The sequence below is a fragment of the Fulvivirga imtechensis AK7 genome (assembly GCF_000331535.1).
Lineage (GTDB): Bacteria > Bacteroidota > Bacteroidia > Cytophagales > Cyclobacteriaceae > Fulvivirga > Fulvivirga imtechensis.
In genome coordinates this window covers 150,999-176,217 of record NZ_AMZN01000014.1, presented here as the reverse complement: position 1 = coordinate 176,217, position 25,219 = coordinate 150,999, and the positions used below count along the sequence as shown (strand labels likewise).

Sequence of the window (25,219 nt, the reverse complement as noted above, 5' to 3'; positions counted from 1 at the left end):
CTATGGACCACGCTCCCTGAATGAGAAGTTGGGAAAAAAGTCTTAAGAAATTCTCTGACAAAGCGGACTGCTATTTAAATGGCGTTAAGGTAAACACTTGGTATCAAGTTATCAAGAACTATTATAAATTAGAATGATTTTAAAAGCAAAATAGTATGCTTGCATACTATTTTTACCATGAATATATTAATTTAGAGCAAAGTAAAAACCGGGAAAAAACAGTGGCAACGATAAATGGAAAGATATGTAAACAAAAAAGTCCTGACAAACGCCAGGACCTTGATGTGGTGCTGAGTGGGCTCGAACCACCGACTCACGGATTTTCAGTCCGATGCTCTACCAACTGAGCTACAGCACCGTTGTAAGAGGATGCAAAACTATATAATTTTATATTTGCCGCAAATAAAAATCGTAAATTTATAAAAAGATTAATTTGACACCATGGAGTACCTAGCACAAATAGTTTTTATACTGATCGTGGCTGTTGCCACTTATATACTTGTCAGGCGAATAAGGATGATAAGAAAGGGCATTTTGCTTGGTAAAGATGTTAAGATCAATGATCACAAAAAAGACAGGTGGCGCAACATGCTCTTAATTGCCTTTGGTCAAAAGAAGATGTTTAAAAGGCCAATACCTGCAGTATTGCATCTTTTTTTATACGGTGGTTTTTTAATTATTAATATTGAGGTACTGGAGTTTGTTGTAGATGGCTTTACCGGGGCACACCGCGCTTTTACGCCCTATTTCGGCCACGTGTACCCATGGATGATGAATATCTTTGAGTTTCTTGCCGTTGCGGTTTTAATATCATGTGTAATCTTTCTTGTAAGGCGAAATCTACTTCGAGTAAAAAGGTTTCATGCCTATGAAATGACCCAATGGCCTAAGCTGGATGCCAACCTGATCCTTATCATAGAAATTACATTAATGTTGGCCATTTTAACTATGAATGCCGCAGATCAGCATTTGCAAATACGTAGCCCGGAGCATTATCCTGCTTCGGGAAAGCTTTTCTTTAGTTCACTGCTAATGCCTCTTTTTGAAAACATGAGTACAGGCAGCTTAATTGTAGTTGAACGCACGGCATGGTGGTTTCATATTGTGGGAATTTTGGGTTTTGCTATCTACATCACTTACTCAAAGCATTTGCATATTTTCATGGCATTCCCCAATACCTATTACAGCGCCTTATCTCCACAGGGGCAGATGAAAAATATGGACGCTGTGACCAATGAGGTTAATATGATGTTGGGCATCCAGACAGAAGCGGTGGCGGCTCCTCCGTCTGAAGAAATAGGAAGGTTTGGGGCCAAAGACGTTAACGACCTGACGTGGAAAAACCTAATGGATGCTTATTCATGTACAGAATGTGGCCGTTGTACCTCTGAGTGTCCGGCTAATATTACCGGAAAGCTTCTTTCCCCACGAAAGATCATGATGGACACCAGGGATAGGGCAGAGGAAGTAGTAAAAAATATGGGCTCAGGAGGCAAGGGCCTGGAGGATGGCAAATCACTGCTGCATGATTATATTACCAAAGAGGAGATCAATGCATGCACTAGTTGTCAGGCTTGTGTGGAGGCATGTCCTGTAAATATTAATCCTCTCGAGATCATCTATGAGCTGAAGCGGTATGTGGCGATGGAAGAATCCGGCTCTCCGGCTTCGTGGAATAGCATGTTCCAAAATATAGAAACCAACTTTGCTCCCTGGAAATTTGCCCCGACAGACAGATTTAACTGGGCCAATGACCTGAAGGCGGAAAAAGCAGAGAAATAATTGTCAAGACCTTATAAAAACATTTAAGAAATGAGTGAAAATACATATAAAGTGCCGACAATGGCCGAAATGGCTGCAAGTGGTGAATCTCCGGAAATCCTGTTTTGGGTGGGCTGCGCAGGATCTTATGATGACAGGTATAAAAATGTGACCAAGGCTTTCGTCAAAATATTGAATACAGTTGGCGTTTCATTTGCTGTTCTTGGCCCCGAAGAGACGTGCACCGGAGATCCCGCACGAAGGGCCGGTAACGAATTTCTTTTTCAGATGCAGGCCGTCTCCAACATCCAGGTGATGAACGGTTATAACATAAAAAAGGTGGTAACGGCTTGTCCTCATTGTTTCAACACAATCAAAAATGAATACCCCGCATTGGGCGGTCATTATGAGGTAATCCATCATTCGGCATTTCTACAACAACTGATCAATGAGGGTCGTGTAAAACTGAAAGGAGGGGGAGAATTTAAAGGTAGAAAAATCACCTACCACGATTCATGCTATCTGGGCAGAGCCAATAACATTTATGAAGCCCCCCGACAAGTGTTAGAGGCGCTGGATGCAGAATTGGTTGAAATGAAGCGATGCAGAACCAAAGGTTTTTGCTGTGGTGCCGGTGGCGGTCAGATGTTCAAAGATGCAGAGCCCGGAAAGAAAGAGGTAAATGTGGAGCGAACGGAGGAAGCACTCAGTACAGGAGCCGATACCATTGCAGTCGCCTGTCCGTTTTGTATGACAATGATGAGCGATGGCGTGAAGAATAAAGAGAAAGAGGGAGAGGTGAAGGTAAAGGACCTGGCAGAGTTGATCGAAGAGGGCCTTAGAGGTTAATCATGCCTGAGATATAAAAACCCTGGACGTATCAAGAGTCCAGGGTCCGAAATATAAGTCCAACAGCTAATTGTCTTTACATTTCCAGTAGGATAAGTGCTTGCGGCAATATTCTTTATGTCATACAAAGTGGCTGCTGACGCATCTGCCGGGACATCGCCTGCTAAGGGCTTCAACAAAAAGGGAGCCGGATCATTATCCGGACTGTCATCATCATTTCCACAGCCGAATAATACTACGAGAGACAACATTGCTATCAGTATTTTTTTCATGATTCTTAGGTTTAAGTTTTTGATATTATCAAAATTCACCATTAAGTATCACAGAAATATCACAAGGACTGTCGAGGCTAAAATTTTAGAAATACACCCACAGAATAACTTGGGTTGGCATAAATGAGCTTTCCCGAAAAGGCCGTACCATATGAGGCGGAAATACCGAGTGACTCGGTGAAATTGTAAGCCAACTCAGGAGAGAAGGACATGTACTCAACATTGTTGGCAAATAGGCTCGTGCCCATGGCATTAAAATTTTCTTCTCCGTTTTGCAGAGATTTAATTCCATATACGCGAAGGATGCCGGTAAATTTTTTAAACGTAATGCCTCCCTCAACGCCATACCTGAATTCATCCGAATAATCGTTTGTTCGGTTATTAAAGCCAGCGCTTACAGTTAAAAAAGGGTACAAATCTCCTATTTTAAAGCTCTTACTTACATCAATAGTAATCATTTGATTGAATTCCCCGTCTCCCGTCTGTAATGAGCCATCCCTGCCACCGCTGTCATTGCCAAGAGGCAGGCCGAGCGTCAAAGACGCACTGACAACAATAGGTTTGTTAGTGATCAGTCCATATTTGAGGCTGATGTCTGCGTCACCAACACTGTTTACCGCATCCCCTTCTGATATCAACATTCCTGTTGTACCCGATACCTGCTCGTTCAAAGTGGCACGGCTGAAGAAGGGAAAATAGAGTATCCCTGTCAGGCGGTCAGTGAAGCCATATTCGCCATAAATACTGGTATTGAAGGCCCCTCGCGTCAGGTTCGGGTCTATTTGGCCTGTGTTGGTAAAATGCTGATCAGATATTACCCACCATTGGCTAAGTTTTAAATAAACCTTGCCTTTGGGCTGTGGCCAGCCACCACCCGCCATTGCTGTGGAGGCCGATGCTATCAGAAAGACGGCTAATACTAATCTGGAATTCATACGTATCAGGGGTTAAGTTTGCCATTGCCTACCGGCACTACGAATGGCTTGCAGTAAAACAAAACAAAATTATATTCGAATAAATTGGTAGTAGCCGTAATCTCATAGGACTGACTACCATTGAATGCTGTTACCTTGCCTACTTCAAGAGCACCATTTAAAGTATTTACGTTGTTGGTAAGATAGACATATAATCCTGGTAATGCCGAGGTGGTATTGAAATTGTCTTCAAGCTGAAGTATCAATCCGTTGTCTCCTTTTTTCAGGGTGGCTGTTCCGGTCAAAGGGTAGGAACTTACAGTCACCAGATTGGCAGTTCTTTCGTTTGCAGCCTCACTGGTCTTATTGCCAGCAGCTACCTCAATAGATTCGGATATTCCCTCTGCGTCAACAGTTAGCTTAACAGAGCCTATTTGATGGGCAGTTGCAATGCCACTATCCTCTATGGAAATAACAGCGGCATCAGAAGAATTCCAGTTGAAGTTAGTTGGTGTTTCGATGCCAACATTATTGAGATAGCGCGCTTTGAACTGATGCTGATCCCCTACCTTCAGTGTGTCGATAATGTTTTCAATGATGATCACCTCATCCATTTCATCATCGATGATATCTGTTCCGATGCAACCGCAAAGGAAAATCAGCAATAATGCCATGATTTTATTCATATAGTTAGATGTAAATATGAAAGTTGTGCCAGACACTTGAGGTTCAACAGGTGTCTTATTTCCGATTGTAAACTTATGCACCGGTGTAATGATAAAAAGTCAACCTTCTGACTTTTTAGGCAATTTTTCCGTTAAGAAATATAAAATCGTTAAATCTGACCGCATTATTCAGGGAAGCTCGAAACTTAATCAGCCCGATTCCGGTTTTAATTTTTAAATTTGTTGCTATGTTGATACCATTTGAAAACATGCCCGATAACGCCCGTGTATGGATTTACCAGTCGGACAAAAAGCTTACGGATGCAGATAAGAGCCATATTGAAGGCCTGGGAAGATCGTTTTGCGAAGGCTGGGCGGCACATGGCGCTCCATTGAAATGTTCTTTCAGGATTTTTCACGATCAGTTTCTCATCATTACTGTAGATGAATCTCATAATATGGCTAGTGGCTGCTCTATAGATGCCTCGGTTCATTTTGTGAAGCAGCTTGAAAGTGATCTGCAGATTAATTTTTTTGATCGTACTAAAGTTGCCTTTGTGTTGAACGAAGAGGTGTTTCTGGAGCCTCTTTCACAGTTGAAGTCCAAAGTGGATGAAGGAACCATACAAGAAGACACGCTCACTTTTAACAATTTGGTTTCCGTGAAAGGAGAATTAGCATCGGCATGGATGGTACCTGCCAAATCTACCTGGTTGGGTAGGTATTTCAATTAAAGATTCATGGCTACAACATAAAAATTATTCCTGTCGTTATACGATTAGGATTAATAATCATAACTTTAGACAAAGGATTATGCAATGAATGCGATATTCAGAATTTCGATGGCTTTCACGCTGTTGCTCGTGATATCATGCAGTGTAGAAAAGAAAGCATCAAAAACATTTGATCGCGGGCAGTTCCAGTCAACCATAGATCTTTACGAGCAAGTACTCAGGAAAGACCCCAACAATGCCGAAGCTAATTTCTATATAGCTGAATCATACCGTCAGTCGAACAGGTTGCAGGAAGCAGAGCCATATTATAAAACAGCCCTTGATCGCGGTTTGAAAAACGATTCCATTCGTCTTTTTTATGCATTCTCGCTAAAGTCAAATGGGAAATATGCCGAAGCCAGACAACAACTGGAGCAGCACCTTAAAACTGTAGATGATAAGGGGTTGGCAAAGCGTTCGCAGGAGGAATTTGATAACCTCAATAACCTGGATGAGATCCGTGCCAAAAAGAATTATTTTAGGGTAAAAAACCTGGATGAGATTAACTCACCCTATGCCGAATATGCTCCTGTTTATCAGGATGGAGAACTCTATTTTACTTCATCGAGAGGTATTGACAAGATATATAAAGCCACAGGAACGCCTTTCACTGACATCTATAAAGTAAAAACCCAGGGAGCAAGGGTAGACACTACAACCATTGTAGGGTTAGGGGATCTTATTAATTATTATAATATTAACGAGGGGTCCGTTACCTTCAGCCCGGATGGAAAGACCATGGTATTTGCGCGGGGCAATTCCGGCAAGAAAAAGGGTACTGCTGATGTTAACCTCTACATTTCCAGCAATCGCAGAGACGGGTGGACTGAGCCAAGAATGCTGAATATTAACAACCCGGGTTATTGGGACTCTTCTCCTGCTTTTAGTCGTGATGGCCGTACTTTATATTTCGCATCCAACCGTCCCGGAGGATATGGTGGCACCGATATTTACTCAGCAAAGCGAGATTCAAGGGGTCGGTTTCACAAGGTGACCAACCTGGGGCCTGAGATCAATACCACGGGCAACGAAATGTTCCCATATATTTCTGATGACGGGCACATGTATTTCTCAAGTGACGGACACCCGGGCTTTGGAGGGTTGGATCTTTTTGTAGCTAAAAGGAGGAACGGCCGGATTGAGATCGAGAACCTCGGAGAGCCTCTGAACTCCAATGCGGATGATTTCGGTTTATTCCTTTTTAAAGCCGATCGTGGCTTTTTCACCTCTAATCGCGAAGGCGGAAAGGGGGATGATGATATCTATACTTTTGTGAATGAAGATCCCGATCTGAAAATAGTTAACTATTACCTGGCAGGTCTTACAAAAACCCATAATGACAAAAATGAGTTGGTAATATTGCCGGGCGTTAATGTCAGGCTGCTGGATTACAAAGGGGAGGTCCTTGATGAAAGTACCACCACCGATGACGGGAAATTTTTGTTCAGAGTTTATGAGCATGAGCACTACAACCTGGTAGGAGAAAAGCGAGGAGGAAAGGATCAATATCTGATTACCAGAACACAGTTTACGACAGTAGGCAGGGCTGTGGACAGGGATACATTGAAAGACTTGGTGACGGACGTGCGTTTTGATACTTTACTGGTGCTTGAGAAGATAGAGAAGAACAAGATATTCGTATTGGAAAATATTTACTACGACCTGGATAAAGCTGATATACGGGAAGATGCCGCACGAGAGCTGGATAAGCTGGTAACCATTTTGGAAGATAACCCCGAACTGAAAATAGAGTTGAGCTCTCATACTGATGATCGCGCTGATGATGACTATAATATGAAATTGTCACAGCGGAGAGCAAGATCTGCTGTTGATTATATTATATCACAAGGAATAACGGCTAGCAGGCTTATGGCTAAAGGATATGGTGAATCTAAGCTGATCATCCCTAATGCCAAAACAGAGGAAGAGCACCAGGTTAACCGGAGGACAGAATTTAAAATACTTGAGGTCGGTGAAAGAAAACCCGAAACAGCCGGTGAATTTGATGAGGATCGCTTCTTTGATGATGAAGAGGGTGATTCGGGGGGTAGGTAATTAATGGGTAATTAAAGTAAGATGCCCGATGGATAGCTGGACTGGCTTTAGCAGGAAGATAGCACGGAAGATGGCACTGTCTTACAAACCTAACACGAAATGCTGCTGAGCATCTAACCTCCATCCATGAAAAAAGTAGCCTTCATCACCGATATCCACCTGAACGAACCATCACCGACTGTCGATCCAAAGCAAAACTGGGCCACCATTATTGAAGACCTGAAATCGAGGAAAATTGGAGAGGTTGTTTTTGGCGGGGACATTGGTGACCACAATGCCCATCAATGGTTCTTCGAAACTTTACGCCCGTTTTCCCTCAAGCTAGTTTTGGGTAACCATGATAACTTCAATCAGGTGGCAAAGTACTACCGGAATGGGCACGGCACAAATGAGCTTTTTTACACCTTGGAGGACAGCGACTATAAATACCTGTTTTTAGATACTTCTTCAACAGAAATCAGCCCCCTGCAGTTGACCTGGTTGAAAGCAGAAGTGAATAGCAATAAAAATCTGGTACTATTTATCCACCACCCTATCTTTGCAGTGGATACCCCTATTGATAAGGTGCATCCGCTTAAAAACAGAGCAGAGCTACAGCCTTTACTAAAAGCAACAGGGAAGGAAATCACTGTGTTTTGCGGCCACTACCATATGAATGATGAGCGTACCGAAGGAAACATCAGGCAAATCATAACACACGCTTCCTCTTACCAAATCGTAAAGTCTGCAAAAGAAATTGTTACAGATAATTCCACATTTGGCTACAGGATCATCGAATTCGATGAAGATGGCATTAAAACAGAGGAGGTGAGTTTTGGAACGAAATAGAATACTGTTGTTTCTCCTTTTATCATTAGGTGAAGCTACTGATTTAAGAGGGGTGAATGCTTCACACTAGAATGAGTGAAACTAAAAGTAAGCATAAAAGTGTTATCTTTGAATAAAGCGCAAGTTATGGCAACCATCTCAGAGATAAAGTCCATCCTACATAAGTACATAGTGGAGACAGAGGATCAGGAAATCTTGAACCATGTACAGGCATATTTTAGATCACTGCTACAAAAGAAAGGTAAAATCATAGGCTATACATCAGATGGCCAACCTCTTACTATTGAAGTATACAAGCGGGACATAGATGAAGCCCGTCAACAGATAAGAGAGGGAAAAATCATTAGTCAGGAAGATTTGGAAAAAGAATCAGAGAATTGGTAGCTAAAAAGCGAAAAGTTGTCTGGTCTTTAAAAGCCAGCACCTCATTGGAACAGATCTACAAGCACATCAGAGAGGAATCACCCACAGCCGCTAAGGCAGTAAGATCAGAGATCTTTAAAGCGACAAAATCTTTACCCTCACACCCATACAAATACCAGTCAGAAGAATATTATCCTGAAAACGCAGGAAATATCAGGAGGTTTTTTCGCTGGAGCTATAGAATAGTTTATGAAGTGGGAGAAAATAGTATCGACATCATTAATATTATGCATACCAGTGAGCACCCTGACAAGTTAGGAGAGTGATCCCTCAGTTTAAATCCACCCCAAAGCCCACAGCCACCACAAAACGCAGCCCACTTCTTAAGTACCCTGTAAACCACCCCACCAAATTACTACCTCCAAATTACCTGCAACAGTCGCCACTTTTCTTATTTTTGTGGTTCTCATTCCTTAAATTCAAATTATGAGCGAACGCTACGCACAACGTGGAGTCTCTGCATCTAAAGAAGATGTGCACAATGCCATTAAAAACATTGATAAAGGGCTGTACCCACAGGCTTTCTGCAAGATCGTAGAAGACTATATTGCCGGGGATCCGGCCTACTGCAACATCATGCATGCCGATGGTGCCGGCACCAAGTCGTCACTGGCCTATCTGTATTGGAAGGAAACCGGTGACATGTCGGTGTGGAGAGGCATAGCGCAGGATGCCATCATCATGAATATTGATGACCTGGTGTGCGTTGGAGCATTGGACCACATTCTGTTATCCTCAACCATCGGCAGGAATAAAAATTTAATCCCCGGAGAGGTGATCGCTGCTTTAATCAATGGAACGGAGGAGGTGTTACAGATGCTTAGGGATAATGGTGTGAACATTATCAGCACTGGTGGTGAAACCGCTGACCTTGGCGACTTGGTGCGAACTGTGGTGGTAGATAGCACTGTGACGGCCAGAATGAAAAGGGAGGATGTGATCAGCAATGATCGTATAGAAGCTGGGGATGTTATTGTGGGTCTGGCATCATTCGGTCAGGCCAAATATGAGAGTGAATATAATGGAGGAATGGGTAGCAATGGGCTTACATCAGCCCGTCATGATGTCTTCGATAAGTCTTATGCAGAAAAATATCCCGAAAGCTTTGACCCGGACGTACCGCGAGACCTGGTTTTTTCCGGCAGCTATAAATTGACGGATACCGTTTCCGATGCTCCTTTGAATGTTGGCAAGCTGGTACTCTCCCCTACCAGGACTTACGCTCCTATTATGGCGGAGGTGTTCAAAAGTCATCGGAAGCATATCCACGGGTTGGTGCATTGCAGTGGAGGAGCACAAACCAAAGTCCTTCATTTTATAGAAGGCCTACATGTGATCAAGGATAACCTGTTCGATGTGCCCCCGTTATTCAGGATCATCCGAGAAGAGAGTGGCACTGATTGGAAGGAAATGTACAAAGTCTTTAACATGGGGCACAGGCTGGAAGTATATCTTAAGGAAGAGTATGCGCAGGAAATCATTGATATCAGCCGGAGCTTTGGTGTGGAGGCAAAGGTAATTGGAAGAGTAGAAGCTGCCGATAAGAAGCAAGTGACCATTAAAAGCGAAAAAGGTGAATTCACTTATAACTAACAATAAATGTTAAACAGAATAAAATACTTAATCATTTTGCTGGCCGCTATTTCTGCTTGCCAGTCTGAAAAAAAGGATGAACCCACTTCTGATATGAAAATAGAAGACCCCCACAGTTACGCTCGCCCGCAGGAGTCAGTGGTAAAGCACCTCGCCTGGGATGCAAAAGTAGATTTTGATACAAGGAAGATTACCGCCAAAGCCACATTGACCGTTGAGAATATCGAGGATGCTGAAAGGCTTATTCTGGACACCAAAGACCTGGACATTGAGAAGGTAACGGTTGGTGAAGGCGAGAGCGAAAAGGAGGTGACCTACAAACTGGGAAAAAAGGACGAGATCATGGGAAGTCCTCTTGAGATTTCCATCACACCTGAAGTGGAAAGGGTAAATATCTACTACACTACTTCGGAAGGCGCAGAGGCGCTTCAATGGCTGGCCCCAGTTCAAACGGCCGGAAAGGAACACCCGTTTCTGTTCACCCAGTCTCAGGCTATACTTGCCAGAACGTGGGTGCCCATTCAGGATTCTCCCGGTATAAGATTTACCTACACAGCAAAAGTACGGGTGCCGGCTCCGTTGATGGCTTTGATGAGCGCTGAGAACCCACAGAAGAAGAGCGCTGATGGTTTTTATGAGTTTAAAATGGACCAGCCCATTCCGGCCTACCTGTTGGCGCTGGCTGTCGGTAACCTGGAGTTTCAGGAGATCGGCCCACGAACGGGTGTATATGCTGAGCCCTCCGTAATTGACGATGCGAAGTATGAATTTGGTGAATTGGAGGAAATGGTAACAGCAGCCGAAGAGCTTTACGGGCCTTACCAATGGGAGAGGTATGATCTTTTGGTGTTGCCTCCCAGTTTTCCTTTCGGAGGAATGGAAAATCCACGGCTTACTTTTGCTACACCAACTATTTTGGCGGGAGACCGTTCGCTAACTTCTCTCGTAGCGCATGAGCTGGCGCATTCATGGTCCGGCAATCTTGTAACCAACGCCACCTGGAATGATTTCTGGCTCAACGAGGGCTTTACGGTCTATTTTGAACAGCGGATCATGGAAAAGCTTTACGGCCGGGATTACTCCGAAATGCTCGCTTCATTGGCCGCTCAGGACCTGGTAGAAGAGGTAGAAACCATGAGAGAACAGGGCAAAGAGGCCGACACAAGACTGAAACTGGAGCTGGAGGGCAGAAATCCTGATGATGGCGTAACCTCCATTGCTTATGATAAAGGATACCTGTTCCTAAGATACCTTGAGGAGGCGGCCGGAAGAGATGCTTTTGACAGGTTTTTGAAAGATTACTTCGAAAGAAATGCTTTCAGGGTAATGACCACGGAGGAATTTATTGACCAGTTAGACACGCATCTGATTGAGAAGGAGAGGCTGAATATTGGCGAAGTGAAGATCAACGAATGGATATATCATCCCAGGCTGCCGGATGATGTACCTGCACCCCAATCCGATAGGTTTGTTTTTGTTAACAAAGAGCTGGAGAAATTTATGGGGGGAACACCTGCTAACCAGCTTGACACAACCGGTTGGTCTTCACATGAATGGCTGCACTTCGTCCGATCGCTTCCTGCAGAACTCGAAGAAGGGAAAATGACCGAACTGGATAAGACATTTGGTTTTACACAAACAGGCAACTCAGAAGTGCTGATGGCATGGTTGCTACAGGTTATTAAGCATGAATATGAGGCAGCGTACGTTAAGCTGGAGCACTTTCTGGTGCATACGGGGAGAAGGAAATTTCTTACGCCTCTTTATGGGGAGTTGATAAAAACAGAGGAAGGTAAAAAGATGGCGCAGGAGATCTATAAAAAAGCAAGGCCTAACTACCATTTTGTCGCAACAAACACCATCGATGAAATGTTAGGAGGGCAACCAAAACAGTAAACACTAAAACCAATGGCTAAAGTAACTTTAAAAGGAAATCCGGTAAGTACAAATGGTAATTTACCGCAGGCAGGCTCATCTGCGCCTGATTGTACACTAACAAAATTAGACCTTAGTGACGTGAAATTGAGCGATTTCAAAGGCAAAAAGCTGGTGCTGAATATATTTCCCAGCATAGACACATCCACCTGTGCAACCTCCGTGCGTAAATTCAATGAAAAGGCGGCCGGGCTTGATAACACAATGGTGTTATGTATCTCTAAAGACCTGCCATTTGCTCATCAAAGATTTTGTGGAGCAGAAGGCATTAAAAACGTAGTGTCTCTTTCTGACTTCAGACACCCTGACTTTGCAACTAAGTATGGCATACGCATGGAAGATGGGCCTTTAGCGGGTCTTGATGCCAGGTCCGTAGTGGTTCTGGATGAAAAAGGGACAGTAAAATACTCTCAATTGGTCAACGAAATTACCGAAGAGCCTGATTATGAAAGTGCTTTGAAAGCGCTTTAATGGATTCACCCTGACAGTGCAAAATAACTGTCAGGGCGCCTTTAGCTTTCAGCCTTAGATCTCTTTTTTTCTATCTTCTCGGGAAGCCTCTCAAGCAAAGTCCACCACTCCTCATCATCGCGATAGCTTCTGATCGCTCCGGCGCGCACCAGTATCCTTCTTAATTCGTCATCATCAAATCCACCTAGTCCTTTTTTTATGGTTTCGAATTTGCGATCAGTATACCCCTTGTGAGACAGGTAATACCGGGCTGTGCGTTCGGCCATATGCTCTGTTTTCAGCTCTTCTATTTTAATTTTGTAAGCATTCCGCAACTGGTTTCTCTGCAGTAGGAAAGAAATACCACCGCCAACCAGCACCCCGGCCAGGGAAGAGATTACGCTTAGAACTTCAGGGCTCATAATGTTAAAGTTATTACAGATTTACTATTTTGTCAGACGATCTTTTACATAAGTTACTTCGGTTTTACCATGAGGTTGAGGATTGCCGTTTTCGTCCAGGCTCACAAAAACAATTTTATCGATGGCAAGGATGGTTTTGTGTGTCAGCTTATTCCTCACTTCGCAGCGAAGCGTTAACGAAGTTCGCCCGAAATTCATAGCTTCCATTCCCAGCTCTATGATGTCTCCTTTTTTGGCAGAGCTCACAAAATTGATTTCCGAAATATATTTGGTAACACACCGTTGGTTTTCAAGCTGCACAATAGCATATATAGCCGCCTCTTCATCAATCCACTTCAATAAGCTGCCGCCAAACAGTGTTCCGTTGGGGTTCAGATCCTCAGGTTTTACCCATTTACGTGTGTGAAAGTTCATGCCTTTAAGTTAGTTAGTGTCTCTAAGAAAACGTCAAGGTCAAGGCTTGTGAAGTCCCAAAAAGCGGAGCGTACTGAGGTACGTGAGCATTTTTGGGACAATCATAACGCAGACATTGGCGTTTTCTTAAAACCACTTAGAGTTTTCTTACAAACACTAGTTATTTTATGGTCTTCATATTCTTATCATTAGAAAGGCGTTCCTATAAGATTATTTATCCACCTATCACATCTTCAAAACTAATGTAATCGGCTTTTCGTTAGTTTCCCAACTAAACCTTTTAAAAACAGAGATGAGAAAATTAATTATGCTGAGCATGTTCCTGTTGGGAGCATCGTCCTTACTGGCCAACGATGTATATACATATGTTATTGACCTCACCCGTGTAAATAATGATAAAGTTTATGTTGAGCTGGCACCACCTTCAATCAAACAAGATGAAATAACTTTTTACCTGCCTAAAATTATTCCCGGCACCTATAGTATTGCCGACTATGGCCGTATGGTTTCTGATTTCCAGGCATTCGATAAAAAAGGACGGCTATTAGAAATTGAAAGGCTGGATAACAATTCATGGAAAATAAGAAAGGCGAACAAGCTGGCTAAGATCAGCTATTGGGTAGACGATACCTATGATACTCCAATTGCAGGACCGAATATATTCCAGCCGGCGGGTACAAATATTGAGGAGGGGAAGAACTTTCTGATCAATACCAGCGGATTCTTTGGCTATTTTGAGGGGATGAAGGAAATGCAATTTAAACTAAATATCATTCGTCCCGAGGGTTTTTACGGAGCTACAGGATTGATCCCGTCTACCACAAATGCAGATCTCAGCGCTATTGTGAAACTAGAAGGCAATGAACAAGCTTCACAAAGTAAAAAAGTGGACCAGTTTGTAGTGGATGACTATGACTTACTCATTGATTCTCCATTGATGTACAGCGAGCCGGATACTGCGTTCGTGAAGGTAGCGGATACCGATGTGCTCATTGCCTCTTATTCACCAAACAATGTGATCACCGCTAACGAGATAGCCGCCAGTATAAAGGAAGTATTGATGGCACAAAAGGAATATCTGGGGGGGGAGCTTCCTGTGGATAAGTATGCCTTTATATTTTATTTTACCGATCAGCCGGTGATGTCTTACGGGGCGCTTGAGCATTCTTATAGCTCAGTTTATTATATGCCTGAAACACGGATAGAAAATATGAACCAGCAACTGAGAGATTTTGCTGCACATGAATTTTTCCACATTGTAACCCCGCTTACTGTCCATTCCGAAGAGATAGAAAATTTTGATTTCAACAACCCTCAAATGTCTAAGCACTTATGGATGTACGAAGGGGTTACGGAATATTTCGCGGGAAATATGCAGGTAAAATATGGCCTGATCACACAAGAGGAATATTTGGATATACTAAGGCAAAAAATGATCGTAGCCTCTAATTTTTTGGATACGGTGGCCTTTACCGATATCAGTAAATTCACCCTGGAAGATTATTCTGATCAGTATTATAACGTATATCAGAAGGGCGCACTCATAGGCTTGGCCCTGGATATTAAACTCCTGCAGCTTTCTGATGGCAAATATGGTTTGCAAGATCTGATGAAAGATCTTTCCCGGCGCTATGGTAAAAAGAAGGCATTTGACGATGAAGAATTGTTTGGTGTAATTACCGAAATAACCTATCAGGAAATTGGTGATTTTCTGAATGCCCATGTTGGTGGGCCAACACCCCTTCCTTATGAGGATATTCTTGATCTTGTGGGAATTGAATTTGCGCAGCACAAAAACGTGATGGGCTACTCTCTTGGTATTACTCAGAATAATATTACCATTGCTTCTTATAATGGAAAGAACAAGTTGGCTATTGGCGATATTGAAAACCTGAACGCCATGGGTGATTCTCTGGGGTTTGAAGAGGGAGACATACTGCTGGGTATTAATAGGGAAGAACTCCCGGACCTGGGGCCTGAGTTAGGCGCATTTATTGGCAAAGTACATGATAGCCTCTCCGAAGGAGATACATTAACTTATACGGTAATCAGGACTAATGCAGAAGGTAAGCAGGTAGAAGTAGAGCTCAGTTCTGAAATCTTTAAAGTGGAAATGCCACAACAGTATGTGCTGGGATTTTCTGAAAACCCATCCGAAGAGCAAATAGCGTTGCAAAAGGCGTGGCTTAAGCCCAGGAACTAGGACCGAGCAAAAAACCTCCATTTAAGGCCATTCTGCCTGTCTCGGGCGCTTTCGGGAAAAGGAGGAAGAATCTTACTAAGTTCGAAGGGTACAATTAAAAACTTAGTAAGATCCTTCTCCCGAAAGCTTTCGGGATAGGATGACTGCCTTTTTCAAGCATTTCATATCGAATTTATGTAAATTAAGGCTCTATCCTTTTTACCTATGCAAGTTACCGAAGAGCAAAAACAGCATGTGCGGACCCTGCTCGTCCATGGGCGGAAAATAGAAGCTATAAAATACCTTAGAGACCACTTTGACCTCAGTCTTAGAGAAAGCAAACGACTGGCCGAACTCATCGATGAGGACATTGCTGATCATGAATATGTGGGCCCTCCACCCGTCTTTACACGGGCTGGCAGTAAGGCCGGCAGTGTGATAGGGCTGGTATTTGGAATAATCGGAGCTATTATGCTCAGTCTGATCATCTACCTCTTTATTTCCCATCAGAAATTTCTCGAAACAGCAGAACCGGCTATCGGAGTGGTGGTAAGTAATCCCTCTCAACCGGTCATCGACTATGAATACAAAGGGCAGATGTATAGCTACTATTCCACCGTCTCATCCAATCCACCAAGCTATGAATTGGGAGAGCAGGTGGAGGTATTTGTTAATCCCGACAACCCTACTGACGTCATCGTGAATACATTCACCGAAAGGTGGTTCGTGATAACGCTCATTGGCGGAATGGGTTTATTGTTTTTCGGAATAGGAATGGCCGTGTTTTTTGCTTTTAGAGGAAGGTAGCACGCCTAAATCCACTCCAAATCCTTTACAGTAAGCGCTGACTCCACATCTCCGGTATGAGCGGTCGACTTTGGTTCAAAAAGTAAGACATGGCATTCTTCCTTTGCTTCAGGAAGGTGCTCCACTCCTTTGGGTACAATATACATTTCTCCTTCGTTCAGGTCTATCTTTCCATCTCTGAAGTGCAGGGTAATGCTCCCCTTGATAACAAGAAACAGCTCGTCCTCATTGGCATGGTCATGCCATACCATTTCTCCCTGTAGCTTAGCTAGTTTTACATATTGCCCGTTTAGTTCCCCGATGATCTTTGGTGTCCAATGTGCAGAGAATAGCGTGAGTTTTTCTTTCAGGTTTACTTTGGAATTCATTACAGTCAAGAATTTTAATTTGTCTTATGAAGTTAATGCTTTACACTAAGAATCTATACAGGAGAAAGCGGGAAAATTCCCAGCACGGGCTTTTTGACTGATACAATATTTGCCTGGACTTCCATAAACTCATAGCTCCGTCTGTATAATTTAATGCTACGTCTGTCATAAATTACCGACCTTTGGACATCAGCAACCCGTTTTCCTGTAACCATTACAACCTTTACCAGTAAATATTAACAGGGATAAAATTCTCACAATGAAGTTTGTACTTTTTACTTTTACCCTTTTTGGGGTTGCCATTTTATGTTATTCGCAAGATCAACAGGTAAAGGTTTATACTACCCAGCGCTTGCAAGGTGAAGCGCCAAAGATCGATGGTTATGCTGATGACCCTGCCTGGGAGCAAGTGGAGTGGGGAGGAGGCGATTTCACCCAACATTCCCCTGATGATGGTGGTGAGCCATCGGTTCAGACCAAATTTAAGGTTTTGTATGACGCTAAAAACCTTTACGTGCTGTTCAAAAATCTCGACTCTGAACCTGACAAGATCGTAAACAGGATGTCTAGAAGAGATGGTTTTGAGGGAGACTTTGTGGAAATAAATATCGACAGCTACTACGATAAGCGCACGGCTTTTTCTTTTACGGCTTCGGTTTCAGGAGTTAAGGGGGATGAATACGTGTCGAATAATGGTAATAATTGGGATGCTAACTGGGATCCAATATGGTATCTTCAGACGAGCATCAACGAAGAGGGCTGGATTGCTGAAATGAAGATACCACTCAGTCAGTTGAGGTTTGCTGATAAACCGGAGCACATTTGGGGTATGCAGGTGACCAGGAGGTTTTTTAGGAACAACGAGCGGTCTAATTGGCAGTATATTCCCCAGGATGCCCCCGGATGGGTGCATCTTTTCGGAGAGCTGCGGGGAATCACCGGGATCAAGCCACAAAAGCAGCTTGAAATACAGCCATACATGGTGGCCAGATCGGAACGTTACCAAAAAGAAGATGGAAATCCATACCGCACAGGCTCGTCTTCAGATATCAGCTTTGGAGCTGACGCTAAAATTGGTTTGACGAGCGACATTACGCTTGACCTGACCGTCAACCCTGACTTCGGCCAGGTGGAGGCTGATCCTTCACAGGTCAACCTGTCAGCATTCAGGCTTTTCTTTCCTGAGCAGCGCCCATTCTTCATTGAGGGAAACAACATCCTTACCTTTCCGGTAGAAAATAATAATAACAACAATCTATTCTACTCCAGAAGAATAGGCAGGAGCCCCCAGGGATCGGTTGATACAGATGAATCCGGTGAAGATAACGTGGATGAGTATGTAGACAAGCCAACTAATACGAGCATTCTAGGGGCGGTCAAACTCACGGGTAAAAATAAAAATGGATTTTCATGGGGCATATTGGAATCTGTTACAGCCAGGGAAGAGGCGGAAATAGATAGCCTGGGGGTAAGGCGAAAGGAGGTGGTTGAGCCTATGACAAATTATTTCATTGCCCGGGCACAGCAGGATATCAATGAAGGGAATACCCTGGTAGGTGGTATGTTTACGGCCATGCATCGCCAAATCGATGGTGAATCGTTGAACTGGCTACACCGCGAGGCCTACAGCGGGGGGCTGGATTTTACACATCATTGGTTGCAGCGGACGTATTTTTTTGGCGCTAAAGTTACGTATAGCCATGTCAAAGGAGATACAGAGGCGATTAAAGCCACACAAGAGTCAGCAGAAAGATTTTTTCAACGACCTGATAATCATCACACCAAACTGGACAGCAGTAGAAAATCATTATCTGGAACAGGAGGAACCCTGATTTTTGGAAAGAGAAGCGGAAAAATCATCTACGATGCCGGTTTTACCTGGCGATCTCCCGGTCTTGAATTAAATGATGTTGGCTTTTTATCCCAAACCGACATCATGAGCCAATGGGCATGGATGCAGTACCGGAAGCTGAAACCCTTTGGCGCTTTTCGTTCCATGCGAACGAATCTGATGCAATACTTATCATGGGATTTTGGTGGAGTAAACATCGAACGGGGTGTGGAAATGAACGGGCACCTGGAGTTTAAGAATTTCTGGGGAGTAAGCTCCGGATTTGAGCTCACAGGCAATACAATTTCCAATGCAGACCTTCGTGGAGGCCCCTCGTTAACATATCCCGGGCGGTTCAGCCAGTGGCTGTGGGTGGGGACTGACCATCGCAAAAAGCTCAGGGTGAGCGCTGAAGGCTGGTGGGGTCAGGGCTTTGATGGTTACCAACATAATAGGGGTTTTGCTCTTAACTTTAACTTTCGCCCTACCAACGCACTGGTGATATCGGCTTCCCCCAGTGTAAGTAACAACCATAGTGAATTACAATATGTAGAAACTGTTGAGCGATCTGAAAAAGATGACTACATTATAGCTAGTATTGATCAGAATACTTATAACCTGTCATTGAGAATGACTTATATGATCACTCCCAACCTGTCACTACAGTACTGGGGTCAGCCGTTCGCAGCATCGGGGAGATATTCTCACTTCAAAAAAGTAACCCAGGCTAACGCGGAGAACTATCACAATAGATTTGATCTGCTTGCCAGTACTTATAATCTGGCGAATGAGGAGCATCAGTTGGATGAAAATGGTGATGGAAATACAGATTTTGCCATTGGAAATCCCGATTTTAATTTTGCGCAATTCAGATCAAACATGGTGGTGCGCTGGGAGTACATTCCTGGTTCTACACTTTTTCTGGTATGGACACAGAATCGGGATGAATCTCCTTCTGTTGACAAACACAGTTTCAACCATTTGTACAACGGCCTTTTTGACAAAAAACCACACAATGCTTTTCTGATCAAGTATACATATAGATTTATATTATAGTCTTTTTTTGAAGATGAAGAGCTTTACCACTGGTTACTGACGTAATATAAGGTCTGTTTATGTAAAAAAGCTGGCAATATGACCTTTTCGAATTAACAGTAAGCACCAAAAACAGGCTAATGCCCTTCATGACGCGATTGTTGGGGGTATTCCAACTAGTTGGTCGCAGGTTTTACATGTGTAAGATATTTCTTTAAAGTTCGCTGGTTAATTGGGGGTATACCACTAACTTTTACGTCTTAGCCATTTTTTTTTCATTTAAATTTTTAGAATTATGAAGCTAATCGCCTCCTTTTTTTGCTTCCTGACCTGTGCCACCATTTGCGCAATCCCATCTTATTCACAGGGGAATGAAGAACTTGATGAGTATTTCGACATGTCGCTCGAAGAACTTATGAGTATTGAAATTTCCGTGGCATCAAAGAACAGTGAATCTTTTATCAATTCTCCTTCTTCTGTATATGTTTTTACCTCTGCTGAGATTGAAAACATGGGGGTAACATCAGTGGAGGAGTTGCTTAATTATGTTCCCGGATATTTTACAGGCCTGGATATTGAACAAGGAAAGGCATTCAGGGTGGGTGCCAGAGGGAGAAGCACAGCCCTTTCAGAATCAGTACTTTTTTTGGTGAATGGTCATCGCATCAATGACCTTTACACAGGAGGAGTTTCTGTTATTAACCGTTTGATCCCTGTCGAGAATATCAGGCAAATAGAAGTGATCCGCGGTCCCGGTTCATCGCTTTACGGATCCAATGCCTTTCTTGGTGTAGTTAACATTGTAACTAAGGAAAATACCAATGACATCCAGTTTTCATATGGTAGCTTTCAGGGAATTTCTGCTGCAGGTAATTTTTCAACAAAGGCTGGAGATGTGGATCTTGGTGGTTTCGTAAAAGGATTTTCTAATGAAGGATATGAGTTTGATGATTTTGAAGACCTATTGGACAGGCCATCAGACATGACAGACCCGGAGCAGGGTGTTGACGTTATGCTTCGGGCACAGTATAAGGGCTTAAAGGCGGAAGCCAGGCACCATGAGCGGGAGTTTAAGGGCTTTTATGGTTTGGGAGGAGTTGCCGACTTCAACAATAATGAACAATCATCTCAGTCTATGATCAACCTGGGATATAATCTTTCTGCCAGCGACAAATTAGCCTTTAGTTTTAAAGCCGGCTATAGAGTGGAAAACTGGAAAACGAAAGCAGTTATTCTTCCCACTGGCTTTGACCCGGGTTTTGGAATGATGACCGAAGATTTTTTTGCAGGACCGTTTATGAAAAGCTCCGCAGTTAACTTTAGCACAGATGTGTCTTATAAATTTAGTGACGCTAACGAGCTACTTGCCGGAGTTTCTTATGAACAAGCAGGAATTGAACGTGCCGTGTCGCTGGCTACGCACGACTATATCACTTTTGAGTACTTTGGTGGAATCAGAGAGTATCATTTACCGTTCAACAACACGGCTGATAAGCGAAATATCGTAGGGCTGTTTATTCAAGACAGACACATCATTACTGACAACCTGAGAGTAACTTTCGGGGCTCGACTGGATAGCTATAGCGACTTTGGGTCAAGCATTAATCCCAGAGGTGCTGTTGTTTACAATACACCTTTCCGATCAACTGTTAAGGTTATGTACGGGCAGGCATTCCGTGCACCCAACTATCTGGAACTTCACGACCAGAATAATCCTGTAGACTTCGGTAATACTGCACTTGAAGCAGAGGAAATACAAACTTTTGAGGTAGCGTATATTCAAAACTTCTCTGTTTTTTCCGCTACGCTGACTTACTTTAACAACACCATCAAAAATCTTATTTTCCTGGACCCTGCAGCCCCACCGGTGGAGACGGAAAACAATCCGCTATCAGCACCTTCATTTTATAATCTACCTGAAGATGTAAACACCTCAGGATTCGAGATAGCCACAATATTAAAACCGGTTGAAGTGTTATCAGTGACAGCAACATATACTCACCTGATGGATGACTATACCTTTATGCCGGAAAATATGGCGTCAGCGCGCATTAACTACAAGTTTGGCCTTTTTAATCTTAATCTAAATGGGATCTACCACGGAAAGATTAAAGAGATATCCAACCAGAACGGCTATGCCGTAGTTAATGCTAAGCTAAGCATTACATCCAATAATCTTACTGTCTTTGGCAGAGTGAACAACATAGCTGACGAAGTGTATCGTACACCCACAGTCTTATCTGATGCCGGTGTGGTCAACCGCGGGCGGGTGATGTCCTTGGGTGTGAAGGTGAAGCTTTGATCTATACTAAATAAAACAAAAAATCCCCTGGAGAACCTTGCCCCAGGGGATTTTCTGTTGTCTATAGTTGGCTTTAATTGATACTAAGATAAGGGGTGCGAACCCACAATACGAAATCCCGGCCGACCAACAACGTTTATGCGGGATGAAATACATTTATTAGCGATAAAATTGTTTGATGAAACAAAACAAGGACCATTGAAACATTATGTGCTGGTATTCGCAAGAAATGGATTTCTCTTTTTCCGGCTTTTGCGCATTTTTGATCTATGGAAGTTACTATATCCAAGCCAGCGTATTTTGACTATGCGCAATGCCTTCGCTATGTTGATAGGGGCTTTGATGAATGCCTCTATCATGTAAAGGACGATATCATTACCAAAACCATCTCTATTAATAATGAAAGGGCGGTCATACAAATTGCAGAGGCAGGTAGCACGCTCAACGTCAAAACATTAACTGACTCTACATTAGATCCTGACCAGTTTTCCTTGTATGTCCGCTCATGGTTCGATATGGATAGGGATTTGTCAGGTTTTTATAACTTGTTCGACCCTTTGTTAACACCCTTGCTCAGGCAATACCAGGGACTGCGGCTGGTTGGTATCGAAAATCTTTACGAAGCCTTGTGCTGGTCTATTATTGGGCAGCAGATCAACCTGGCGTTTGCTTTTAGGCTCAAAAGAGCGATGGTTGAAAAGTATGGCATGCGTTTCGACCACGAGGGCCATAGCTACTATTTCTTTCCGTCACCGGAAGCATTGGCGTCTGCTACTCGTGAAGATTTGCTGGAACTTCAATTTTCACGACAAAAGGCAGATTACATCATCAATCTATCTCAAAAATTTGCTGAAAAGCTTATATCTAAAGAGGAACTGCAACAGTTATCATTAGCAGAAGCAGTGCAGGTGCTTTCAGAGCTTAAAGGTATCGGTCCGTGGACGGCTAATTACGTAGCGATGCGATGCCTGAAATTCATGGATGCTTTTCCTATGGGAGATGCAGGTCTGCAAAATGCAATTAAATATCTGCAGGGAAGAGAGGACAAGCCTTCAATGAGCGAATTGGCAGAGCTGTCTGAAAAGTGGCAGGGCTGGCAGGCCTATGCTACTTTGTTTCTGTGGCGGTCTTTAAGTAAAGACTGATGGGAGCTACAAGCCCCAAGCTTCAAGCAACAAGCGATTTTCAAGATGCACCTTGTGGCTTGTAGCTTGGGGCTTATTGCTTGATCTGCGGCCTCAGCTTATCCACATATTCACCGATAAACTCATCCAGCCGCTTCAGCCGGTACTGCATCACCCACCGCGGGTGTGGCAGTGGGATAATTTCTTCAAATAACTGATATTTAGCATTCAGCTTTTTGATGTATTCGATGTTTTTGCCCATCCCCAGGCTGAACGCCACGGGGTTAGCTCCAAAAGCGAGTTGCTTTCTCATTTCATCCACAATGTACGCTTCGAGAGCCTGCTGAAGTGCAGGAATGTCGTAGTAATTCAGGTTTCTTCCGTCTTTTACAAACCCCAGCGGTGATACAGAGGTGAAGTAAAAATTTTTATAGAAGATCTCCGGACCGCCAATGGCATTGATCATCTGGTAGATAAACCGGGAAGACAGCTCCTGCTTCGGATCGAAGGAATTGGGGATACCCAGCTCTTCCAGCAGCCGGATGGGATCGGTAAAGGGAATACCGGTTGCTCCACCACCAAACCGGCCAGGATTAATACCGATGAGAAAAGTGCGTCTACCGTTGTCGCTGAAATATTTAGTGTAGAAAGCTTCAAGTATGCCGCTCACTTCTTCTTCGGCAAAAGGAAACAACACTTCCACGCCTTCAGGTAAGTTTTGAGGCAACGCTAAAGATCGGTAGTAGTTTAATATTTTTTCTCCGTAGGTCATAAAGCAAAGATATTGATCTTATGTTTTTTAGAAAATCCATCAATTATCGACATTTACTGGCCATCTAAGGAGCTTCATCATTTCTTTTAGCTGATAATTCCCTTATTTTACGACATGAACAAGCTGAAGCTGTACCTGCTCATCCTACTATACTGGGTGCTGATGATGGACATGGTGTCCTATTTTGCTTTGGCGAACGTTACCGGTTTTGTAAAGCTGGCGGAAATAGATATCGAGTCTATTGAGAGCCCGATTGTCAGCTACTGGGCCTCTCCGTTCCAGATGTTTGAAGCGACATTATTTGGACTACTATTCGGCTTTCTTTTTATTGGGGTAAACGAGATCTCAGAAAAGCTCAGGGTAGAAAAATTCAGCTTCGGGAAGATCATCCTGATCAAAAGCTGCATCTATCTATGCGGCTTTGCGCTCAGCGGAGTAGTGGTTTACCTGATCATGAGCCAGTTTGATTTCTTTCCAAAAGGTGCATTTCGGGAGGTTCTTGCGCTTAAGCCGGCTTACGGGATGATTGCCTTCGGATTTCTCTTCCTGGGTTTCCAGATCCTGCTCCTCAATTTTGTAGTACAAACCATCACCAAATTCGGGATCAACAACCTGTTCAACTTCCTTAGTGGGAAATACCAGCAGCCCGTGATCGAAGACCGTATTTTTCTGTTCATGGACCTGAAGTCTTCCACCACCTATGCCGAGCAGTTGGGCAACATCAAATACTCGCAGCTCATTAAAGATTGCTTTGATGATATCAACCTGCTGGTAGGAAAATTTAAAGCAGAGATCTATCAGTATGTGGGTGATGAAGTGGTGCTGACGTGGAAAACCGACAAAGTGCTGAAAACCCATGAATATATAGCCATCTTTTATGCCTTTTGCGGAGCATTAAATAAAAGGAGGGCTTACTATCTCAAAAAATATAACATGGTGCCGGAGTTTAAAGCCGGAATCCATGGCGGACTGGTCACCGTGGCCGAGATCGGCAATATCAAGCGTGATATTGCTTACCATGGTGATGTGCTCAATACGGCTTCCAGAATTCAGTCGATCTGCAACGAATACGGTGAGCAGCTCCTGATCTCCGGTCAGCTCCTCCAAAGAATAGGCTCCCTTAATGGCTATAAAAGCCGATCTATTGGAGAGATCCAGCTCAAGGGCAAGCTGAAAAGGATAGATGTTTGTGCTTTGACTGGGGACTAGTTGCTGGTTGCTGGTTGCTGGTTTCTGGCGGCTGGTGGCTGGTTGACTGGTCACTTGTCATTGGCTACTTGTCATTGGTTAGTAGTTGACAATCCCTGAATACGGAGAACCGGGAACTCAAAGTTGAGATTCGTGCCACCACTCTGCCAGAAAGAAGATAGTGGTGGCACGAATAGATAAACGCAGAACTGAAATTATCCGGGGGATTGCTTCACCATCTCTTTCTCCGTCCAGC

23 protein-coding genes and 1 tRNA gene are annotated in these 25,219 nt (G+C 43.5%); 16 read left to right on the top strand and 8 right to left on the bottom strand.

Translation table 11 applies throughout. From position 1 onward, the window contains the following. Window positions 1-285: 285 nt before the first annotated feature. A tRNA-Phe gene (locus C900_RS05200) sits at window positions 286-358 on the bottom strand. 83 nt (window positions 359-441) lie between these two features. Here C900_RS05200 and C900_RS05195 point away from each other — a divergent pair. Both C900_RS05195 and C900_RS05190 read left to right on the top strand, forming a co-directional pair. Next, window positions 442-1,782, top strand: a complete 1,341-nt coding sequence (locus C900_RS05195; RefSeq protein ID WP_009578603.1) for a 4Fe-4S dicluster domain-containing protein — start codon at window positions 442-444, stop codon at window positions 1,780-1,782. A 30-nt stretch (window positions 1,783-1,812) separates the two neighbouring features. Further along, a complete protein-coding gene (locus C900_RS05190; protein WP_009578602.1) occupies window positions 1,813-2,610 on the top strand; it encodes a (Fe-S)-binding protein in 798 nt (265 codons plus the stop codon). On the opposite strand, the gene C900_RS05185 is transcribed toward C900_RS05190, so the two are convergent. The 3 genes from C900_RS05185 to C900_RS05175 form a co-directional block, all read right to left on the bottom strand. After that, entirely contained in the window at window positions 2,607-2,882 is a 276-nt protein-coding gene (locus C900_RS05185) for a hypothetical protein (protein WP_009578601.1), read from the bottom strand. The two genes, C900_RS05190 and C900_RS05185, sit on opposite strands and share 4 nt — an antisense overlap. A gap of 77 nt (window positions 2,883-2,959) precedes the next feature. Next, the gene (locus tag C900_RS05180) at window positions 2,960-3,817 is read right to left on the bottom strand and encodes a hypothetical protein (protein WP_009578600.1); all 858 of its coding nucleotides are present in this window, start codon (window positions 3,815-3,817) and stop codon (window positions 2,960-2,962) included. Between the two features lie 5 nt (window positions 3,818-3,822). Next, entirely contained in the window at window positions 3,823-4,482 is a 660-nt protein-coding gene (locus C900_RS05175) for a DM13 domain-containing protein (protein ID WP_009578599.1), read from the bottom strand. 227 nt (window positions 4,483-4,709) lie between these two features. On the opposite strand from C900_RS05175, the gene C900_RS05170 reads away from it, so the two are divergent. From C900_RS05170 to tpx, 8 genes are all read left to right on the top strand, one after another. Then, a complete protein-coding gene (locus tag C900_RS05170; protein WP_009578597.1) occupies window positions 4,710-5,195 on the top strand; it encodes a hypothetical protein in 486 nt (161 codons plus the stop codon). Between the two features lie 84 nt (window positions 5,196-5,279). Beyond that, complete coding sequence (locus C900_RS05165; RefSeq protein WP_157493897.1) at window positions 5,280-7,289, top strand: CHU_0125 family OmpA-like outer membrane integrity protein; 2,010 nt, start codon at window positions 5,280-5,282, stop codon at window positions 7,287-7,289. 126 nt (window positions 7,290-7,415) lie between these two features. Further along, a complete protein-coding gene (locus tag C900_RS05160; protein WP_009578595.1) occupies window positions 7,416-8,117 on the top strand; it encodes a metallophosphoesterase family protein in 702 nt (233 codons plus the stop codon). A gap of 126 nt (window positions 8,118-8,243) precedes the next feature. Continuing rightward, window positions 8,244-8,501 carry a hypothetical protein gene (locus C900_RS05155; RefSeq protein ID WP_009578594.1) on the top strand — a complete coding sequence of 86 codons (258 nt, stop codon included), beginning with the start codon at window positions 8,244-8,246 and terminating at the stop codon, window positions 8,499-8,501. Next, window positions 8,495-8,806 (top strand): type II toxin-antitoxin system RelE/ParE family toxin, encoded by a 312-nt coding sequence (locus C900_RS05150; RefSeq protein ID WP_009578593.1) that lies wholly within the window; start codon window positions 8,495-8,497, stop codon window positions 8,804-8,806. The genes C900_RS05155 and C900_RS05150 overlap by 7 nt, the downstream gene beginning before the upstream one ends. Before the next feature lie 160 nt (window positions 8,807-8,966). Next, window positions 8,967-10,133 carry an AIR synthase-related protein gene (locus C900_RS05145; protein ID WP_009578592.1) on the top strand — a complete coding sequence of 389 codons (1,167 nt, stop codon included), beginning with the start codon at window positions 8,967-8,969 and terminating at the stop codon, window positions 10,131-10,133. A gap of 6 nt (window positions 10,134-10,139) precedes the next feature. Next, entirely contained in the window at window positions 10,140-12,029 is a 1,890-nt protein-coding gene (locus tag C900_RS05140) for a M1 family metallopeptidase (RefSeq protein ID WP_009578591.1), read from the top strand. A gap of 12 nt (window positions 12,030-12,041) precedes the next feature. Further along, window positions 12,042-12,539: a thiol peroxidase gene (gene tpx, locus C900_RS05135; protein WP_009578590.1), complete on the top strand. Its 498-nt coding sequence runs from the start codon at window positions 12,042-12,044 to the stop codon at window positions 12,537-12,539. Between the two features lie 41 nt (window positions 12,540-12,580). Here the strand turns inward: tpx and C900_RS05130 are convergent, their stop codons facing one another. Next, window positions 12,581-12,940: a hypothetical protein gene (locus tag C900_RS05130; RefSeq protein ID WP_009578589.1), complete on the bottom strand. Its 360-nt coding sequence runs from the start codon at window positions 12,938-12,940 to the stop codon at window positions 12,581-12,583. 24 nt (window positions 12,941-12,964) lie between these two features. Next, a complete protein-coding gene (locus C900_RS05125; RefSeq protein WP_009578588.1) occupies window positions 12,965-13,354 on the bottom strand; it encodes an acyl-CoA thioesterase in 390 nt (129 codons plus the stop codon). Window positions 13,355-13,646: 292 nt separating this feature from the next. Between C900_RS05125 and C900_RS05120 the strand changes: the two genes are divergently transcribed. Continuing rightward, window positions 13,647-15,557: a M61 family metallopeptidase gene (locus tag C900_RS05120; RefSeq protein ID WP_009578587.1), complete on the top strand. Its 1,911-nt coding sequence runs from the start codon at window positions 13,647-13,649 to the stop codon at window positions 15,555-15,557. 204 nt (window positions 15,558-15,761) lie between these two features. Beyond that, window positions 15,762-16,343, top strand: a complete 582-nt coding sequence (locus C900_RS05115; protein WP_009578586.1) for a DUF3592 domain-containing protein — start codon at window positions 15,762-15,764, stop codon at window positions 16,341-16,343. A gap of 5 nt (window positions 16,344-16,348) precedes the next feature. Here the strand turns inward: C900_RS05115 and C900_RS05110 are convergent, their stop codons facing one another. After that, entirely contained in the window at window positions 16,349-16,711 is a 363-nt protein-coding gene (locus C900_RS05110; RefSeq protein ID WP_009578585.1) for a cupin domain-containing protein, read from the bottom strand. 259 nt (window positions 16,712-16,970) lie between these two features. On the opposite strand from C900_RS05110, the gene C900_RS05105 reads away from it, so the two are divergent. The 3 genes from C900_RS05105 (at window position 16,971) to C900_RS05095 (ending at window position 23,024) form a co-directional block, all read left to right on the top strand. Continuing rightward, window positions 16,971-19,598, top strand: a complete 2,628-nt coding sequence (locus tag C900_RS05105) for a DUF5916 domain-containing protein (protein ID WP_009578583.1) — start codon at window positions 16,971-16,973, stop codon at window positions 19,596-19,598. A 274-nt stretch (window positions 19,599-19,872) separates the two neighbouring features. Then, window positions 19,873-21,879: a TonB-dependent receptor plug domain-containing protein gene (locus tag C900_RS05100; RefSeq protein ID WP_009578582.1), complete on the top strand. Its 2,007-nt coding sequence runs from the start codon at window positions 19,873-19,875 to the stop codon at window positions 21,877-21,879. Window positions 21,880-22,148: 269 nt separating this feature from the next. Next, window positions 22,149-23,024, top strand: a complete 876-nt coding sequence (locus C900_RS05095; protein WP_009578581.1) for a DNA-3-methyladenine glycosylase 2 — start codon at window positions 22,149-22,151, stop codon at window positions 23,022-23,024. Window positions 23,025-23,097: 73 nt separating this feature from the next. On the opposite strand, the gene C900_RS05090 is transcribed toward C900_RS05095, so the two are convergent. Continuing rightward, entirely contained in the window at window positions 23,098-23,775 is a 678-nt protein-coding gene (locus tag C900_RS05090; RefSeq protein ID WP_009578580.1) for a uracil-DNA glycosylase family protein, read from the bottom strand. Between the two features lie 114 nt (window positions 23,776-23,889). Here C900_RS05090 and C900_RS28115 point away from each other — a divergent pair, with 114 nt between their 5' ends. Next, the gene (locus tag C900_RS28115) at window positions 23,890-24,984 is read left to right on the top strand and encodes an adenylate/guanylate cyclase domain-containing protein (RefSeq protein ID WP_009578579.1); all 1,095 of its coding nucleotides are present in this window, start codon (window positions 23,890-23,892) and stop codon (window positions 24,982-24,984) included. The last annotated feature ends 235 nt before the right edge of the window (window positions 24,985-25,219 follow it).

Bases quoted from the DNA above. Each gene is read 5' to 3' on its own strand.
- C900_RS05195 (WP_009578603.1), top strand. From the start codon at position 442: ATGGAGTACCTAGCACAAATAGTTTTTATACTGATCGTGGCTGTTGCC.
- C900_RS05190 (WP_009578602.1), top strand. From the start codon at position 1,813: ATGAGTGAAAATACATATAAAGTGCCGACAATGGCCGAAATGGCTGCA.
- C900_RS05185 (WP_009578601.1), bottom strand. From the start codon at position 2,882: ATGAAAAAAATACTGATAGCAATGTTGTCTCTCGTAGTATTATTCGGC.
- C900_RS05180 (WP_009578600.1), bottom strand. From the start codon at position 3,817: ATGAATTCCAGATTAGTATTAGCCGTCTTTCTGATAGCATCGGCCTCC.
- C900_RS05175 (WP_009578599.1), bottom strand. From the start codon at position 4,482: ATGAATAAAATCATGGCATTATTGCTGATTTTCCTTTGCGGTTGCATC.
- C900_RS05170 (WP_009578597.1), top strand. From the start codon at position 4,710: ATGTTGATACCATTTGAAAACATGCCCGATAACGCCCGTGTATGGATT.
- C900_RS05165 (WP_157493897.1), top strand. From the start codon at position 5,280: ATGAATGCGATATTCAGAATTTCGATGGCTTTCACGCTGTTGCTCGTG.
- C900_RS05160 (WP_009578595.1), top strand. From the start codon at position 7,416: ATGAAAAAAGTAGCCTTCATCACCGATATCCACCTGAACGAACCATCA.
- C900_RS05155 (WP_009578594.1), top strand. From the start codon at position 8,244: ATGGCAACCATCTCAGAGATAAAGTCCATCCTACATAAGTACATAGTG.
- C900_RS05145 (WP_009578592.1), top strand. From the start codon at position 8,967: ATGAGCGAACGCTACGCACAACGTGGAGTCTCTGCATCTAAAGAAGAT.
- C900_RS05140 (WP_009578591.1), top strand. From the start codon at position 10,140: ATGTTAAACAGAATAAAATACTTAATCATTTTGCTGGCCGCTATTTCT.
- tpx (WP_009578590.1), top strand. From the start codon at position 12,042: ATGGCTAAAGTAACTTTAAAAGGAAATCCGGTAAGTACAAATGGTAAT.
- C900_RS05130 (WP_009578589.1), bottom strand. From the start codon at position 12,940: ATGAGCCCTGAAGTTCTAAGCGTAATCTCTTCCCTGGCCGGGGTGCTG.
- C900_RS05125 (WP_009578588.1), bottom strand. From the start codon at position 13,354: ATGAACTTTCACACACGTAAATGGGTAAAACCTGAGGATCTGAACCCC.
- C900_RS05120 (WP_009578587.1), top strand. From the start codon at position 13,647: ATGAGAAAATTAATTATGCTGAGCATGTTCCTGTTGGGAGCATCGTCC.
- C900_RS05115 (WP_009578586.1), top strand. From the start codon at position 15,762: ATGCAAGTTACCGAAGAGCAAAAACAGCATGTGCGGACCCTGCTCGTC.
- C900_RS05110 (WP_009578585.1), bottom strand. From the start codon at position 16,711: ATGAATTCCAAAGTAAACCTGAAAGAAAAACTCACGCTATTCTCTGCA.
- C900_RS05105 (WP_009578583.1), top strand. From the start codon at position 16,971: ATGAAGTTTGTACTTTTTACTTTTACCCTTTTTGGGGTTGCCATTTTA.
- C900_RS05100 (WP_009578582.1), top strand. From the start codon at position 19,873: ATGAAGCTAATCGCCTCCTTTTTTTGCTTCCTGACCTGTGCCACCATT.
- C900_RS05095 (WP_009578581.1), top strand. From the start codon at position 22,149: ATGGAAGTTACTATATCCAAGCCAGCGTATTTTGACTATGCGCAATGC.
- C900_RS05090 (WP_009578580.1), bottom strand. From the start codon at position 23,775: ATGACCTACGGAGAAAAAATATTAAACTACTACCGATCTTTAGCGTTG.
- C900_RS28115 (WP_009578579.1), top strand. From the start codon at position 23,890: ATGAACAAGCTGAAGCTGTACCTGCTCATCCTACTATACTGGGTGCTG.